The organism is Hoskinsella mucinilytica (assembly GCF_045223415.1).
GTDB lineage: Bacteria > Bacillota_I > Bacilli_A > Erysipelotrichales > Erysipelotrichaceae > Hoskinsella > Hoskinsella mucinilytica.
The window spans coordinates 1-15,218 of the sequence record NZ_JBEQZJ010000013.1 but is presented as its reverse complement, the minus strand read 5'-3'; the positions used below and the strand labels follow the sequence as shown (position 1 = coordinate 15,218).

The following is a 15,218-nucleotide window of genomic DNA, read 5'->3' as shown; positions in this document are numbered from 1 at the left end:
ATACTATCCTCTATTTTCCTAAGATAACAAGAAAAGAAGGTAAAAATGACGGATGGATTTGCATCATTATCAGTTACACTTATATGGTTATTAAGAAAAATTCAGTTTTGCAATTCATTTTACAATTGTAATTCTTACTCAGTTTTGTATAATGTAGTTAAGAGAGGTACGCTTATGAAACAATTAGAAGTAGTATGTGGAATCATTCGTCAAGAGCATCAAGTCTTAATTGCGAGAAGAGGAAAAGGCGTACATGAAAATATGTGGGAATTTCCCGGTGGTAAGGTCGAACCAGGTGAAACAAAAGAAGCAGCACTGGTAAGGGAATTAAAAGAAGAACTAGATGTAGATGTCAAGGTTGATTTCTTCTTACAAGATGTGATGGATGTCAGAGAAGATCTTTGTATTCACGTTTCTGCATATGTTTGTACCTTAAGGAAAGGAATACCCACTTTACATGTTCATCATGAATGGAAATGGGTAGATAAAGCTACCTTAAATTTATATTCTTTTGAACCAGCGGATCAATGTATCATTGAGCGTGTGATAGGAGAGGTTTTATGAGTATGATGATTTTGATTGCATCCATTATCCTTACTTTAATTTCATTACCAATCGTTTTTCAATTCGTGTTATTCGCAAGTTGGTCAACAATACATATGTATCTTCAATGGATCTTTCTATTGTTAGCTGTTTTGGCTTATGTTTGGCTTTGGGCAAATACGATTTATTACATGCGTCATAAAAAATGGATGAGAATGAAATTACAACTGTTATCCTTAAGCGGTATATTATTATGTTTGGCAATCATCCTAGTGACAATGTCATATGATGCATGGCAAAATCGTTATGAGGTATTATCTGATGAAGTAGATCTAACCCAGTATCAACCGTTTGAAAGTGATAAACTGGCAACGTTGAAACAACCATCTACACTAACGATCAGTGAACCGTTACCTGTCATGGATGGGGCAACTGCATTATACCCTGTATATGCTTCCTATGCGCAAGCGCTTTATCCAAAGAAAACGTATCAACAATATGATTCTGAGGTTTTATGTACAACTACACCTACTGCTTATGAAAATCTTTTGAATCATGTGGCGGATATCATTTTTGTGGCGGGGCCAAGTGAGAAACAGAAAGCAATGTTTGATGAAGCGAAAGAAGAGATGGTGTTGACACCAATCGGAAAGGAAGGCTTTGTGTTCTTTGTTCATAAGGATAACCCGATCAATGAATTGAGCATTCAACAAATTCAGGATATTTATGAGGGTAACATCACCAATTGGAAACAGGTTGGTGGAGCAGATGAGGAAATACTGGCATTTCAACGTCCTGAAGGAAGTGGTTCACAAAGTGCATTATTAAGGTTGATGGATGGAAGAACTTTAAAACCGGCAATAGAGGAAGAAGTACCATCCGGTATGGGTGAAATCATTTCCAAAAGTGCGGATTATCGAAATCGTGCGAATGCCTTGGGATTCTCTTTTCGCTTTTATGCCAATGAGATGGTAGGAAATAATAAAATCAAGCTATTAAAGATCAATGGAATAGAACCGAATGAAGAAACGATTCGAAACGGAAGCTATCCTATTACCAATAGCTTTTATGCTATCACATTAAAAAGTAACACAAATCCAAAGGTGAAACAGATGTTGGAATGGTTGACATCTCAACAGGCAAAAGAGTTGGTAAAGAAAACCGGTTATGTTAGTGAATAAGCAGAAATCGTTTTCATAAAATAGAAAAGAAAGGCTATAGGAGGTGAAAGTGTGAAACAAACAGATGAAGTAAAAGTGATGCGAGATCCCATTCATGGCTATATCCATGTGAATCTTCAAGTTGTCTGGGATTGTATCAACGCAAAGGAATTTCAAAGATTAAGAAGGATCCATCAATTGGGAGGAGATTTTCAGGTATATCATACTGCGGAACATTCAAGATTTTCGCATTCACTTGGCGTCTATGAAATCGTTAGAAGAATGGTAAATGAAATATCCGAGCTGAAAGAAAATTTGACTGAGTATGAAAAAGCAACGGTTATGTTAGCCGGGTTGTTACATGATATCGGACATGGTCCATTCTCTCATGCCTTTGAAGGAATTTCCCCTTTGAAGCATGAGGAATATACAGTAAAAATCATCATGGAGGATACGGAAATTCATCATATCCTTGCGGCTGTAGATGAGTGTTTACCAAGAGATGTCGCAAGTATCATCACCTATCAACATCCAAAAGAGTGTATGAATCAAATGGTAAGCGGTCAATTAGATGCAGATCGTATGGATTATCTGTTAAGGGATGCTTATTTCACAGGAACCAGTTATGGTAACTTTGATTTAGAGAGAATCTTACGAACCATTCGTGTACATGACGGTAGGATCGTGGTAAAGGAAAGTGGAATTCATAGTGTAGAGGATTACATCATGGCACGCTATCATATGTATTGGCAGGTATATTTACATCCTGTCGCAAGAAGCTATGAATCCTTGTTATCGATTCTATTTCGGCGATTAAAAGATCTGTATCAAATGGATTCCTCAATCAAAGAGATCGCCCCTATGTTTGCGCCTTTTTTGAGTGGTGAATGTGCAGATGTGAAAGCATTGTATCGCTTGGATGAACCGGCAGCACTATATGGCTTTTCTTGTTTGATTCAAGGAAAGGACTTTATTGCCGCAGATCTTGCATATCGTATATTAAATAGAAAGCTATTCGAATATCAGACAATACAAAGTGATGAGGATGTAAAAGATATTATCACATATGTGAAAAAACTTGGATATGATTCAACCTATTATGTTCATCAGGATGCAGTATCTCAAAAACCATATTCTCCTTATGCAAGTAATGAAAATGGTCATAATATTTGGGTGTTAGAAAAGAATGGCGAGGTTGTAGAGCTATCCTTAGCGAGTGATATCGTAAAGGCGTTGATTCATGCAGATCTAAAAGAGGAAAAGAAAGTGTATTATCCACTGGAACGATTATCCTTTAGAGAGGATGTTATATGAAACCATGGTTCATAGATGTTGATGTACAGAATGCGTAGGTAAGTGATGCATTGCATAGATAGGAACAGATATCACATCAACTTATGTCACAAATACAAAAATATGGAGAAGGAATATGAAACATAAAGGTACCACACCGTTATATACAAGTCGTTTGATATTACGGCCATTTAAAGAATCAGATGCAAAACCTATGTTTGAACATTGGGCAAAAGATCCTGCGGTCACAAAGTATTTAAGATGGACACCACATGCTTCCATAAAGGTCACAGAAAGCATAGTGATGGATTGGGTAAACCAATATCAAAATAAGAATTTCTATCAATGGGCAATTACCATCAAGGAATATGGAGATCAACCAATCGGAACGATCAGTGTCGTTGATCAAAAGGAAGAACTGGATTTGGTACATATTGGCTATTGTATCGGAAAAAAGTGGTGGGGAAAAGGTATCACCACGGAAGCTTTTAAGGAAGTCATTCGCTTCCTATTTGAAGAGGTACAAGTACGTCGTATTGAATCCCAACATGATCCTCATAATATTGGATCCGGCAAAGTTATGGAACATTGTGGTTTACAACAAGAAGGGATCTTAAGACAAGCAGATGTTAACAATCAAGGAATTTGTGATGCATGTATGCATGCTATTCTTGCATGTGATTATGAAGAACAGAAATCAAAATAGAAAAAAGGTCACCATTGATTGGCGGCCTTTTCATTAGCGATTTTCTACGATAAGATCCTTTGGATCGATGATTTCTCCGGTATCTTCATTCATATACGCAATCTTTACATTGGCATTTTTGAATTTCAAACACTTATAGCTTTTATCTAGATGCTTATCGCCCCATATCAAAATAGCATTATAAATGTCATCCATATCTTCACTTTTTTCGGTAAGTTCATATTGATAACGAGGTGGATGTTGAGAATATAAGGAACATTGTAATAAACCATCTTCACAAAGATCTTTTAATCGTTTGCTTAATAGATTTGTCGGAATACCTTCCAATGCTTCTTGTAATTCTTTATAGGTATGTCTTCCGTTTCTTACCGTATGTAAGATCAAAAGTGTCCACTTATCACCGATCAAATTTAGACTTTGCGCTATGTTACATGGTAAGTCATATTGTTTTTTCATGTCATCACCTTCCTCGTTATTATAATGAATTTTTTTGAAACTGTACAGTTTATTTTTCTGCTTGTAGAGTTTGATCAATGATTTGTTGCATGATATCCTTAGTCAATTGTCCCTTCGCAATACCATAAGGCACTCCGTTTTTTTGAATCATGGCAGTCGTAGGATAGCTGTGAATACCAAAAGCGGCACTCAAGGAGCCATCATCAAATAATACCGGCATCGTATATCCTGTTTCATCAAGAAAATCATACACGCTTTGACTTCCATTTTCTTCTCCTGCCGGATAAACAATCGTTAATACCGCAACATCATCACTATCTTTGTACTTTTCATATAACTCTTGTATATGAGGCATTTCTTTTTGACATGGTGGACACCAGGTTGCCCAAAAGTTTAGGAAGATGACTTTGCCTCGATAATCTTCAAAAGATACTTTGTTTCCCTTTTGATCAGTCAATGTGTAATCCAAAGGAGGAACTTCTTGTTTCTCATCAGTAGGCTGTTTTTCTTTTTCTTCGCTCTGTTTTTGTTCCTCTTTGGTTGGTGTACTACTTTGAGAGCTTGTAGGTGTTGGACTTAAGTAGCTGGATATGGTATTCATCTTACCTGTAAACATAGCGATTCCCATAAGAATTAAAATGATTGCGCCAGCTTTTACCGTAACATTCATGATGTTCTTATGTGAAGATAACCAGGACAAAGCTTGATTGGTAAAGATACCGAGGATCAAAAAGGGAATAGTTAAACCAAGGGCATATAATAGCATCAAAAGATTACTGATCAAAAAGCTTTGTGCACTACCTGCCAGAATCAGAATGCTGGATAAGGCAGGTCCGATACAAGGTGTCCATGCGAAACTGAAGGTAAATCCCATCGCAAATGCAATGAAAATATTCATCGTTTTCTTTGGTTTGATGCCGATTTTAAATGTACGTTCTAATGTTTTAAATTTTATGATCCCTAATTGATGAATGCCCAATAAGATGATAAGAACACCACCGATTCTGGAAAACAGTAGCATATGAGAAGAGAAGAAACTAGAAAAGATACTGAATGAGATATTCATCAAAAAGATGGCAAAGAAAATACCGATGATAAAACATAGGGTAAACAATAGTACCTTACGTTTCGGATGTGCTTCCTCATGGTTGCTGTGGCCAGCCAGATAACCCATGTAGATTGGTAGTAAAGGCAACACACAAGGAGAAAAGAAGGACAGAAGTCCTTCGGTAAAAACGAGAAGTAAGCTAAGGTTGCTTAGGACGTCGTTAGGATGTAACATATTATCCTTCGATCAATTGAACTAACTTCGGATATGGCTGGTATCCAAGTGCACTTTTCACAACAGTTCCATGTTTGATTACGAAGAGACTAGGGATAGATTGTACTTTAAAACGTGCAGCTAATCCCGGTTCTTTATCAACATCAACTTTCAATACTTTGACCTTTCCACTATAAGAATCAGCTAGTCTTTCTATTTCAGGTGCTAACATCTTACATGGTCCGCACCAAGATGCGAAGAAGTCTACGAATACGACTTCGTTATGAGCGATAAGTTCGTTAAATTCTTGTTCATTTGGGTGTAATACATTTGACATAATAAGTCCTCCTTTTTATTTATTTTACGTTTGAGAATAAATCGTTTAATGCTTCACTCATTGTTGGGTGTGTGAAAATGTGATCACGAATTGCCTGATATGGAAGTTTTTGATCCATTGCCAAGGCAACAAAATTAATGATCTCTTCAGATTCCGCACAGAATAATACACAACCCAATATTTGATCTGTTTTTGCGTCAATCACTGCTTTCAATAAACCGTTTGGTTGAGAAATGACGTTTGCTCGAGGAATCGCAGCAGCGCTCATTGTCGCTATCTTTACTTCGTACCCTGCATCTAACGCTTCTTGTTCACTTAAGCCTACTCTAGAGAAGGTAGGTGAAATGAATACAGAATAAGCAATATTTCCACGATGATTGGTTGTACGTGTTCCATTTCCAAATAGATGATCCTTTACGATACGATAATCATCTAAAGAGATATAAGTGAACTGTAAGCCACCTTTCACATCTCCCATTGCATAGATATGAGGAACATTCGTCTGAAGATGCTCATTTACCAAAATAGTACCTCTGGTATCTGTGTTTACACCTGCTCGTTCAAGGTGTAGGGAAGCGGTATTTGCATGTCTTCCTGCGGCTAATAAAACGCCATCAAAGACTTGCGTATGTGTTTGATGAGATGCATCATCATAAGTTAGAACTACAGATTCACCATCATTTTTAACCTCTTTTACCGCACTGGAGAAAACAAAGGATACCCCTTGGTTTTCTAATACCTTTTGTATTTCATCGGCAATATCTTGATCTTCCCGTTTTACTAAACGATCTCCATGTTCAAATACGGTAACCTTACTACCGTAACGAGCATACATACTGGAAAACTCTAGTCCTATATAACCGCCACCGATGATTGCCAAGTGTCTAGGTAATTGCGTTAACTTCATTAACTCAGCACTGGTATAAATATGTGTGGTTTCTTTGATCCCCTTGATATTTGGGATATTAGGTTTTGATCCTGTATTGATAAATATATGATCACCATAAAGCGTTTCATCCAACTCATCATTATGGATGTGTACTTCATGATCACTTATAAAGTCTGCCTGCGCTGTGAATATCGTGACTTGATCCAATTGATCTAGTTTATCAAAGTTTTTCTTTCTCAGTTTTGTGATAAGTGTTTCTTTATGTTCTACTGCTGTTGGATAGTCATATTTATCTGCTTGTATGATCAATGATTTTGATGGGATACAGCCTTCGTTGATACAAGTTCCACCATACATTTGATTACTGCGTTCGATCATAGCGACCTTTAATCCACGTTTAGCCATATCTCCTGCTAAGGTCTTACTGCCTTTCCCAAAACCAATCATGATTGCGTCAAATTTTTTCATATGCATAAGCCTCCTTGCTTTACATCCATACTATAACACCATAAATTCTTTTTGTAAAGTAACTTGAATAAATAAAGTTATAAATTTTTCGAATCCTATAAAAAGGAATGTTTTATTCGTTAGAGGTTGATCTTATTGTAAAGTAAGAAAAATATAGAAAGCTATACGTTATAAAAAAGACCGGAATGATAAAAAATATGGTACACTGATACATGAAGGCTGGTGATAGGATGCAGTTATCAAAGGTTTGGGATCGGATCATTCAAGAAGAGGTACTTGATATCGTAGTAGAGAAAGATGCGGATACCAGAAAAGCTTATATGGATACCACAAGGAAAGTTCTTCGTATCATAGAAGATAGTAAGACTTTAAAAGAAGCTGAATTCAAGACCTTGAAACGTATCCGTAATAAAGTGAATGATATCTGGATCAATTATCTATATGGTAGAGTCAATACCGCATCTTCACAAATGCAAAATTTAATACATACCAAAATAGATGATGGTACTTATATAGATTTATTCAAACAACGATCAGAACTCAATCAAATATTATATCGAGGGAGAATATCGAAGAATTTATTGACTCAGGAATCTGATTTTTATCATATACCTTTTGATCAACGCTATCTGATTGGAAACCAACGTTTTAGTTTATCGGGGATACCCTGCTTATACGTCGCATCTAGTAAGGAATGTGTTTATGCTGAATTAGGCACAACACAGGATGTACAATTATGCCAAATGAACCTTAACCACAAGGTTTCTCTATTTGATCTTACCATACAAAAACAAGGCTATTCCTCAAGACAGGAACAATTACTTGCATTTTATAAATTGCCGCTTCAATATGCATGTTCCATTCGAGCATTAGACAATGAGGGAGCGACGTTTAAGACGAATTATATTATTCCTCAACTGGTGACTGCGACCTTATATAATATGAATGAAGGAATTCAAGGTATCTGTTATGTTTCTTTGAAAGCTAATACATTGCTTGATGAAGATAGAAAAAATTATGTATTTTTACCTGAATATCGATTGGGTAAAACTAAATATGATATGGATCTGATGTCAGGATTTACCATTCAATTGTTATCAATGAAGTAAAAGATAAAGGGGAGAACATTATGAAATTATTTAATAAAATGAGAGAACCAATATTTTTGAAAGAAAGTTCTAATTTGTATGATCAGTTACAAGAGTTAAAGCTTATAGAACCGAGATTAAATGAAGAAGGTAAAAAATTAATACAACAAGATATTCGATTGTTAGAATATGGATTAATCGGAGAGAAGAACATTGCTTTTGAATTACGTAATAGCCATATGCCAATGGTCATCTTACATGATATCTATTTAGAACATGAGGGTTTACAAGCGCAAATAGATTATATGGTTTTTACAAGAAAACTATGTTTTGTTTTAGAATGTAAAAATCTTTATGGAGATATTACAATAACCAATACTGGCGATTTTATCAGAACTATGGAATTTTCCGGTAGAAAAAAGAAGGAGGGAATTTATTCACCGATTACGCAGAATCAACGTCATATGGAATTATTGAAACAAATTCTGATCAAACAAAAGAATGGAAAATTGAAAAGAGTATTAGTTGAACGTTATTTTTATGATACTTATAGGAGTGCTATTGTATTGACAAATCCTAAGACCGTATTGCATACAAAGTATGCGCATAAAGACATCAAGAACCAAGTCTTTCGTGTAGATCAATTGATTACTTATATGAAAAAAGCAAATGAAAAATCAGATTCATTTTCAAGCTCGGATGAAGAGTTAATAAAATGGGCTCAGCGTTTCTTGAATGCTCATAAGGAGAAACAAATAGACTATGCTGTAAAGTATGAACCTTATTTAAAGGACAATCAGGTAACTGAGGAGTCATTAGAAGAATCAGAATTGTATCATAAATTAAAAGAATATCGCTTAATCAAAAGCAGAGAAGAGAATATCAAACCATATTTTATATATAATAATCTTCAATTAAAAGAATTAATTTTAAAAATGCCCATGAACAAGAATGAATTATTGTATGTATCCGGATTCGGTGAGAAAAAAGTGGATAAATATGGGGATGATATCCTTAGTATCTTATTAAATGATAAGCAATGATCAAATAAAGGTTAGATTTAATATCAATCGTATCTATAAAATTATAAAAACAAGGGTGTCTTCAAATCAAAGATATGGTACAATAAATCTACATAAAGGAGATGCGTATCGTATGAGTCAATCAGAGCTGGATATTTTAGAGATTATTTCATGTGTCGGACAGGCAAGGAGCGATTATATCGAAGCTATTGCGGAAGCAAAAAGCGGGAATTATGAAGCCTGTAATGTATTACTGAAGAAGGGTAATGAGATGTATGCGAAGGGACATCATTTACACCAGCAATTAGTGCAACAAGAAGCAGGAGGAGAGCGGGTTGAGCTGACTCTGTTACTGTCGCATGCACAGGATCAGTTGATGAGTGCAGAAGCATTTAAAATCCTTTGTGATGAGTTTGTCGATGTGTATCGACGTTTTGATGAACTTGAAAACAGATTAGAAATGGTACAGGGCTAAGAAAACTTAGTCCTTTCTTTTAGAAAGGGGTTTAATTTATGAGAAAAGTATTCTTTTTTGATTATGATGGTACACTGGTAAATAACGATACCAAACATATTGCGCCAAGTGCAATTAAGGCATTAAAGGAATTAAAACAGCAAGGACATCTATTATTTGCGAATACCGGCAGAACAAAAGGGATTCTGGATCCGGAAATCTATGACTGGCCATTTGATGGTATGATTTTAGGTTGTGGCACCTATATCACCTACCATGGAGAAGTTTTATTGGATAAAGAAGTCCCACAAGATCAACATGTACAAATCCAAGCACTGATACGAAAATATGATGGAGAAGTTTTCTATGAAGGAAAGGATCATTTATATGTGAGTGATCAAATGACAAATGAGGATCTATTAACCATGATCCAACGTTATAAGGAAAATCATGTGAGTATTTTATCTGAACAAACAAACGATAAATCATTTAGTAAGCTATTTGTATGTATCAAGGATATGGAGAAAAAAGAAGGTTTTCGAAAAGAGATATCATCTTTATTCAACTTTATAGATCGAGGAAAACAACGTTGTGAATTAGTACCGAAAGGATATTCAAAGGCAACAGGCATACAATTTATTTGTGACCATTTGAAGATAGATTTACAGGATTGTTACGTGTTTGGTGACAGCAATAATGACTTACCAATGTTTGAATACGTTTCTCATAGTATTTTGATCGGCGGAGAAAATCCGGAATTATCAGATCGTGTCATGTTTGCGAGTGATGATGCAGATCATGATGGTGTCGCTAACGCATTAAGACATTTTGGTTTTATCAAATAAGATGTCGAAAGGAGCAGTTTTATGGATATTTTCCAGACATTAAAAAAGTATTTTGGATATGATTTTTTTCGTAGCGGACAACAGGAATTGATCGAGCATATATTACAAGGACAGGATGTGTTGGGCATCATGCCAACAGGTGCAGGTAAATCTATCTGTTATCAATTACCGGCAATGATGATGGAAGGAATCACACTTGTGATATCACCTTTGATTTCTTTGATGAAAGATCAAGTAGGAGCATTGAATCAAAGTGGAATTAGAGCCGCATATCTGAACAGTTCTTTGAATATGAACCAATATCGCAAGGCATTACAAAATGCAAGGGAGTATACATATAAAATTATTTATGTAGCACCTGAACGTTTGATGAATGAAGCCTTTTTGACATTTGCGAAAAGTGTAAAAATCGATATGGTATGTGTAGATGAGGCACACTGTGTAAGCCAATGGGGACAAGATTTTAGACCTCAGTATCTTCAGATAAAAGAATTTGTAGAAGCCTTACCTCAACGTCCAATCGTTGCGGCATTTACTGCTACTGCGACCAATCAGGTGAAAGAAGATATTCAAGTGATGTTGAATCTGAATCATCCTTTTGTGTTATCGACAGGTTTTGATCGTAAGAATCTTTATTTTGCGGTAGAAAAACCGAAAGATAAGTATCGAGCAATATTAAAATATTTGAAAGCTAATCCCAAACAAAGCGGCATTATTTATTGCCTTACCAGAAAATCAGTTGAAGAGGTTTGTGACAAGCTTTGTCGAGATGGATTTATGGCAACCCGATATCATGCCGGATTAAGTGATGAGGAACGCAGTGCTAATCAAGATGCGTTTCTTTACGATCAAAAATTGATCATTGTAGCTACCAATGCATTTGGAATGGGGATAGATAAGTCTAATGTCAGGTTTGTCATTCATTACAATATGCCAAAAAATATGGAAAGTTATTATCAAGAAGCCGGACGAGCAGGTCGTGATGGAGAACGTGCAGATTGTATTTTATTATATGGCGCAAAGGATGTACATACCAATCAATTTTTGATCGAACAAGGCAATGCAAGTGAGCATATCGAAGAATCTATGCGAAAGGATCTATTGGAAAGAGAACAACAACGTTTAAAATCAATGACTTTTTATTGTTCTATTCCGGGTTGTTTGCGTCATTATATGTTAAGTTATTTCGGTGAAAAAAGCGAAGGCTATTGTGGCAATTGTTCAAACTGTATGAATCAGTATGAGGAACAGGATGTTCGTAATGAAGCATTGATGATCCTAGAATGTATTCAAGCAACCAATCAGCGTTTTGGGAAAACCATGATCATTGATATTTTGAAAGGTAGCACAAATGCAAAAGTAAAGAATTGGCATTTTAATGAACTTTCTTGTTATGGAAAATTAAAACATTCATCAAGACAACTCTTATTTCAGGTGGTCGATCATTTATTATTTCATGAGATCATCAAGCAAAGTGATGAATATGCACAATTACAACTTTCTGATACCAAGACATTTGAAACAGATAAGGCGTTTATGATGAAAATCATTAAGGAACAAGACAAAGGAAACGTGGTAGAGACGATAGAAGATAGCTCCTTGTTTGAACAACTACGTGTATGTAGGGCAAAGCTTGCGAAAGCAAATCATGTTCCACCTTATATCATATTCTCGGATCGTACCTTGCATGATATGAGTCAAAGAAAACCAAAGACAAGAGAAGCAATGCTCATGGTCAATGGGGTAGGTGAAGTCAAGTATGATAAATACGGAGAAGACTTTTTAAAGACGATCTTATCATATGAGTCTTCCATATAGATAAAAAAGCACGCTAGTATAAAGTGTGCTTTTTCGTATATCTATTCTTTTTTCTCAATGTATTCCTTTAATTTTTGATTCATAATGCCTGTTTCTCTTTTAGATCTAACTTGTAATATGCTCACGATAAGGATAAATATGATTGCTATCATGAGCATCATACTTAGGATCATCGTGATATCATCCTTAGGAAACCATTCAAAACATAACCCACTCGTTAATACAATGACATTAATATAAATATAATGTAGGATAAACCTGATATAAGTTTGTTGTTTACTTCGTGCTTCTTTGATATGCAGAAAATTACCTAGGGTACAAAAGAAACTGCAAATAAGAAGCTGCCATAAAGTATTAGAATCAATGGTGGCACCTTGCCAGAAGATTGAAATATAAATCGCAGATCCGATCAGTGAACAGGTCGCAACGCTTGTGAAAGTGAATACAAGTTCTCTTATTTTTTGCATAGCATACCTCCTAAAGTCCCAGTAGCGTTTTTAATGCTGCTACATATTGTCGTGAGATCATGATTTTTTCACCGTTTAATAAAGTAGCCTCTAAACGACTGCCTAATACAGGAGATAGAAACTTGACTTTATTCAGATTCACGATCACTGATTTTGATACTCTGAAATAATCGATACCTTGATATTGTTGTTCCATTTCATATAATTTCTTTTTGATTTCATAGACATCTTTCTCTGTATAAAGAAAGGTTCTATGATCCACAGATTCAATATAATAAACATCTGTAGGTTTGATCCTGGAAATTTGACCATCTTTGGTAACTGTCAATAGCTCATCATTGGTTTTGAACTGTTGAAGTAGTTTCCATAGGTTCTCACTAAGAGAATCGCAACGAACGATGATGGTATCCTCTTCTTCTTTTGATTGTTTTTCTTCAATGATGATTTTCAATAGAGTCCCTCCTATCGATCAAAGGCTGTATGTTTCTTCAATAGAAACAAAGAAATCCCTAACGTAATTATAGCACAAAGACAAAGAACAAAAATCTGTAGATGACCAGATAAGATTTCACCTTGTAGATGAATGGTAATGCCCATCATTTCTTGATAGCCATTACTGTAGGCAACAGGTAATGTTTCAAATACGTGTTGTATGGCATCTGTTGTCAGTACCTCACGCATGAGTGCTGTTTCATGAAGAAACGGTAACGCTTTTAAGAATGTTTGTATCCCACTCGGTAACATTCCCATAGGAAGATAGATTCCACCTAGAAAACCGATCAAGGTTCCGGCAAGAGTGGAAAAAGCGCCCCAAGCACGATCACTTCTTACAAATTGTGCCACTAATAAAATCAGACAACTGGATACGAAAACACAAAGAAGGATCAACGCAATTACTTGAATCAATTGAGGCAAAGATACAAAAGAATAGCCGGTAGAAGCTACATAAAGTGCAGATAACAACAAGATAAAAAGACACATGATAAATCCAGTCAATATGGCAGCTATCAAATAGGAAAGAATCAACGTTCCTCTGGAAATAGGTGAAGCATAAAAACTTTCTAGTTTATGTTCTTCTTTATCTTTGATATAAATACCAATCATCGTGATCGGATTGGTAAAAGCATTGACTACCAAGATACCGGCAATGGTCCATAGGATGATAACATGATTGGCATCTGCTTCATCAATGACACCTTGTGCAGATGAAACAAGCTGTATCAGATTATCCTTATTCATATCACCAAGAAATACCAACATCAAAATCAATACGATCAATACGGATAATAAGGAGAAAAATACAGCGGAACGATCACGAAAATATAATAACATATGGCGCTTGGTCAATTGATATAATGTATACATATCATTGTTCCTCCTTTAATTGTTTACCCGTCACATTCAAAAACAAGTCATCCATGGTACCTTGTAACACCTCGAAGCCTTGGATATCTGTTTGTAGTTGTGTAAGAAGGGGAAGTGCTTCTATGGTTTGATTTAATTCAACCAATATTTTTTGGTCTAATGTTTTATGTTGAATCTGATGATGTGCTAACTTCATACTGAGTGCTTGTATATCTTTTGGAACTAACAAAAGACGATCTTTGGCGTAAACCTCTTTCAGTTCATAAGGGGTTCCATATTCCATCAGATTACCATGGTCAATGATGGCAATATGATTTGCTTCTGCGGCTTCTTCCATATAATGTGTCGTTAAGAAAACGGTCATACCCATTTCCTTTTGTAATGCTTCGATACATTTCCACACCGTTTTTCTAGTAGCGGGATCTAATCCTGTCGTAGGTTCATCCAAAAAAAGAATTTCAGGAGAATGCATCAATGCACGGGCGATTTCACATCGACGTTTCTGTCCTCCGGAAAGCTTAGAAAACTTTCGAGATAAGATGTCTTCCAAGTTTAATAAATGACTCACTTCTTCTAGGCGTTGTTTTAATGCTTTGGCGTCTGATTCATATAAGGAACCTCGAATAAATAAGTTTTCCTTCACGCTAAGCATATCGTCTAAACAGTTTTGTTGGGATACGATGCCGATCTTGTTACGTATTTCTTGATTCTGTTTTCCTAAGGGATAACCACAAATCGTTGCTGTACCATTTGTTGGTGGAAATAAGGTACATAGCATATGAATGGTTGTGGATTTGCCTGCTCCGTTGATTCCCAAAAACCCGAATAATTCTCCTTTTTCTACATGAAAACTGATATCTTGTACAGCTTTGACATCGCCATAATATTTTTGTAAATGTGTTGCTTCGATGATGTGCATATACATTCCTCCTCGTGTGCATTTACTTTAACATAGTATAATCGACTACGCAATTGAGCGAATGCTAAGTGGTAAATATGAGTTGATAAGAGGTAAGATACTATCACTAGGTTGCAAAACTTCATAA

The 15,218-nt window shown here is 35.7% G+C and carries 17 protein-coding genes; 9 read left to right on the top strand and 8 right to left on the bottom strand.

The genetic code is table 11. From position 1 onward, the window contains the following. Positions 1 to 174 precede the first annotated feature (174 nt). From UGRO018_RS06040 to UGRO018_RS06025, 4 genes are all read left to right on the top strand, one after another. A complete protein-coding gene (locus tag UGRO018_RS06040) occupies positions 175 to 564 on the top strand; it encodes a (deoxy)nucleoside triphosphate pyrophosphohydrolase (RefSeq protein WP_416325568.1) in 390 nt (129 codons plus the stop codon). Then, positions 561 to 1,724 carry a PstS family phosphate ABC transporter substrate-binding protein gene (locus tag UGRO018_RS06035; protein ID WP_416325567.1) on the top strand — a complete coding sequence of 388 codons (1,164 nt, stop codon included), beginning with the start codon at positions 561 to 563 and terminating at the stop codon, positions 1,722 to 1,724. The genes UGRO018_RS06040 and UGRO018_RS06035 overlap by 4 nt, the downstream gene beginning before the upstream one ends. A 51-nt stretch (positions 1,725 to 1,775) precedes the next feature. Then, complete coding sequence (locus UGRO018_RS06030; protein ID WP_416325566.1) at positions 1,776 to 3,017, top strand: HD domain-containing protein; 1,242 nt, start codon at positions 1,776 to 1,778, stop codon at positions 3,015 to 3,017. 115 nt (positions 3,018 to 3,132) lie between these two features. Further along, a complete protein-coding gene (locus UGRO018_RS06025) occupies positions 3,133 to 3,702 on the top strand; it encodes a GNAT family N-acetyltransferase (RefSeq protein ID WP_416325565.1) in 570 nt (189 codons plus the stop codon). A gap of 33 nt (positions 3,703 to 3,735) precedes the next feature. Here the strand turns inward: UGRO018_RS06025 and UGRO018_RS06020 are convergent, their stop codons facing one another. The 4 genes from UGRO018_RS06020 to UGRO018_RS06005 are packed head-to-tail and all read right to left on the bottom strand — an operon-like array spanning position 3,736 to position 7,113. Then, positions 3,736 to 4,158 (bottom strand): winged helix-turn-helix transcriptional regulator, encoded by a 423-nt coding sequence (locus UGRO018_RS06020; RefSeq protein WP_416325564.1) that lies wholly within the window; start codon positions 4,156 to 4,158, stop codon positions 3,736 to 3,738. Between the two features lie 49 nt (positions 4,159 to 4,207). Then, positions 4,208 to 5,440 carry a redoxin family protein gene (locus UGRO018_RS06015; protein ID WP_416325563.1) on the bottom strand — a complete coding sequence of 411 codons (1,233 nt, stop codon included), beginning with the start codon at positions 5,438 to 5,440 and terminating at the stop codon, positions 4,208 to 4,210. Between the two features lies 1 nt (position 5,441). Then, entirely contained in the window at positions 5,442 to 5,756 is a 315-nt protein-coding gene (trxA, locus tag UGRO018_RS06010) for a thioredoxin (RefSeq protein ID WP_416325562.1), read from the bottom strand. A 19-nt stretch (positions 5,757 to 5,775) separates the two neighbouring features. Then, positions 5,776 to 7,113, bottom strand: a complete 1,338-nt coding sequence (locus UGRO018_RS06005; protein WP_416325561.1) for an FAD-dependent oxidoreductase — start codon at positions 7,111 to 7,113, stop codon at positions 5,776 to 5,778. Positions 7,114 to 7,343: 230 nt separating this feature from the next. Between UGRO018_RS06005 and UGRO018_RS06000 the strand changes: the two genes are divergently transcribed. From UGRO018_RS06000 to recQ, 5 genes are all read left to right on the top strand, one after another. Beyond that, positions 7,344 to 8,222: an RES domain-containing protein gene (locus UGRO018_RS06000; RefSeq protein ID WP_416325560.1), complete on the top strand. Its 879-nt coding sequence runs from the start codon at positions 7,344 to 7,346 to the stop codon at positions 8,220 to 8,222. 20 nt (positions 8,223 to 8,242) lie between these two features. Continuing rightward, the gene (locus UGRO018_RS05995) at positions 8,243 to 9,244 is read left to right on the top strand and encodes an NERD domain-containing protein (RefSeq protein ID WP_416325559.1); all 1,002 of its coding nucleotides are present in this window, start codon (positions 8,243 to 8,245) and stop codon (positions 9,242 to 9,244) included. Positions 9,245 to 9,356: 112 nt separating this feature from the next. Further along, positions 9,357 to 9,698, top strand: coding sequence for a PTS lactose/cellobiose transporter subunit IIA (locus UGRO018_RS05990; protein WP_416325558.1), 342 nt, complete (start codon positions 9,357 to 9,359; stop codon positions 9,696 to 9,698). Between the two features lie 38 nt (positions 9,699 to 9,736). After that, complete coding sequence (locus UGRO018_RS05985) at positions 9,737 to 10,522, top strand: Cof-type HAD-IIB family hydrolase (protein WP_416325557.1); 786 nt, start codon at positions 9,737 to 9,739, stop codon at positions 10,520 to 10,522. 21 nt (positions 10,523 to 10,543) lie between these two features. Then, on the top strand, positions 10,544 to 12,340 hold the full coding sequence (recQ, locus tag UGRO018_RS05980) for a DNA helicase RecQ (RefSeq protein WP_416325556.1): 1,797 nt from the start codon (positions 10,544 to 10,546) through the stop codon (positions 12,338 to 12,340). A 41-nt stretch (positions 12,341 to 12,381) separates the two neighbouring features. Here the strand turns inward: recQ and UGRO018_RS05975 are convergent, their stop codons facing one another. The 4 genes from UGRO018_RS05975 to UGRO018_RS05960 are packed head-to-tail and all read right to left on the bottom strand — an operon-like array spanning position 12,382 to position 15,091. Next, positions 12,382 to 12,807 (bottom strand): DUF3021 family protein, encoded by a 426-nt coding sequence (locus UGRO018_RS05975; RefSeq protein ID WP_416325555.1) that lies wholly within the window; start codon positions 12,805 to 12,807, stop codon positions 12,382 to 12,384. A 10-nt stretch (positions 12,808 to 12,817) separates the two neighbouring features. After that, complete coding sequence (locus tag UGRO018_RS05970) at positions 12,818 to 13,258, bottom strand: LytTR family DNA-binding domain-containing protein (protein ID WP_416325554.1); 441 nt, start codon at positions 13,256 to 13,258, stop codon at positions 12,818 to 12,820. Between the two features lie 11 nt (positions 13,259 to 13,269). After that, positions 13,270 to 14,172: an ABC transporter permease gene (locus UGRO018_RS05965; protein ID WP_416325553.1), complete on the bottom strand. Its 903-nt coding sequence runs from the start codon at positions 14,170 to 14,172 to the stop codon at positions 13,270 to 13,272. Position 14,173: 1 nt separating this feature from the next. Next, positions 14,174 to 15,091: an ABC transporter ATP-binding protein gene (locus UGRO018_RS05960; protein WP_416325552.1), complete on the bottom strand. Its 918-nt coding sequence runs from the start codon at positions 15,089 to 15,091 to the stop codon at positions 14,174 to 14,176. Positions 15,092 to 15,218: the final 127 nt, after the last annotated feature.

Excerpts from the sequence above, each read along its gene's own strand:
- UGRO018_RS05960 (WP_416325552.1), bottom strand. The coding sequence starts at position 15,091 with ATGCACATCATCGAAGCAACACATTTACAAAAATATTATGGCGATGTC.
- UGRO018_RS05985 (WP_416325557.1), top strand. The coding sequence starts at position 9,737 with ATGAGAAAAGTATTCTTTTTTGATTATGATGGTACACTGGTAAATAAC.
- UGRO018_RS06005 (WP_416325561.1), bottom strand. The coding sequence starts at position 7,113 with ATGAAAAAATTTGACGCAATCATGATTGGTTTTGGGAAAGGCAGTAAG.
- UGRO018_RS05990 (WP_416325558.1), top strand. The coding sequence starts at position 9,357 with ATGAGTCAATCAGAGCTGGATATTTTAGAGATTATTTCATGTGTCGGA.
- UGRO018_RS06035 (WP_416325567.1), top strand. The coding sequence starts at position 561 with ATGAGTATGATGATTTTGATTGCATCCATTATCCTTACTTTAATTTCA.
- UGRO018_RS06025 (WP_416325565.1), top strand. The coding sequence starts at position 3,133 with ATGAAACATAAAGGTACCACACCGTTATATACAAGTCGTTTGATATTA.
- recQ (WP_416325556.1), top strand. The coding sequence starts at position 10,544 with ATGGATATTTTCCAGACATTAAAAAAGTATTTTGGATATGATTTTTTT.
- UGRO018_RS06020 (WP_416325564.1), bottom strand. The coding sequence starts at position 4,158 with ATGAAAAAACAATATGACTTACCATGTAACATAGCGCAAAGTCTAAAT.
- UGRO018_RS06000 (WP_416325560.1), top strand. The coding sequence starts at position 7,344 with ATGCAGTTATCAAAGGTTTGGGATCGGATCATTCAAGAAGAGGTACTT.
- UGRO018_RS06015 (WP_416325563.1), bottom strand. The coding sequence starts at position 5,440 with ATGTTACATCCTAACGACGTCCTAAGCAACCTTAGCTTACTTCTCGTT.
- UGRO018_RS05975 (WP_416325555.1), bottom strand. The coding sequence starts at position 12,807 with ATGCAAAAAATAAGAGAACTTGTATTCACTTTCACAAGCGTTGCGACC.
- UGRO018_RS06040 (WP_416325568.1), top strand. The coding sequence starts at position 175 with ATGAAACAATTAGAAGTAGTATGTGGAATCATTCGTCAAGAGCATCAA.
- UGRO018_RS05995 (WP_416325559.1), top strand. The coding sequence starts at position 8,243 with ATGAAATTATTTAATAAAATGAGAGAACCAATATTTTTGAAAGAAAGT.
- trxA (WP_416325562.1), bottom strand. The coding sequence starts at position 5,756 with ATGTCAAATGTATTACACCCAAATGAACAAGAATTTAACGAACTTATC.
- UGRO018_RS05965 (WP_416325553.1), bottom strand. The coding sequence starts at position 14,172 with ATGTATACATTATATCAATTGACCAAGCGCCATATGTTATTATATTTT.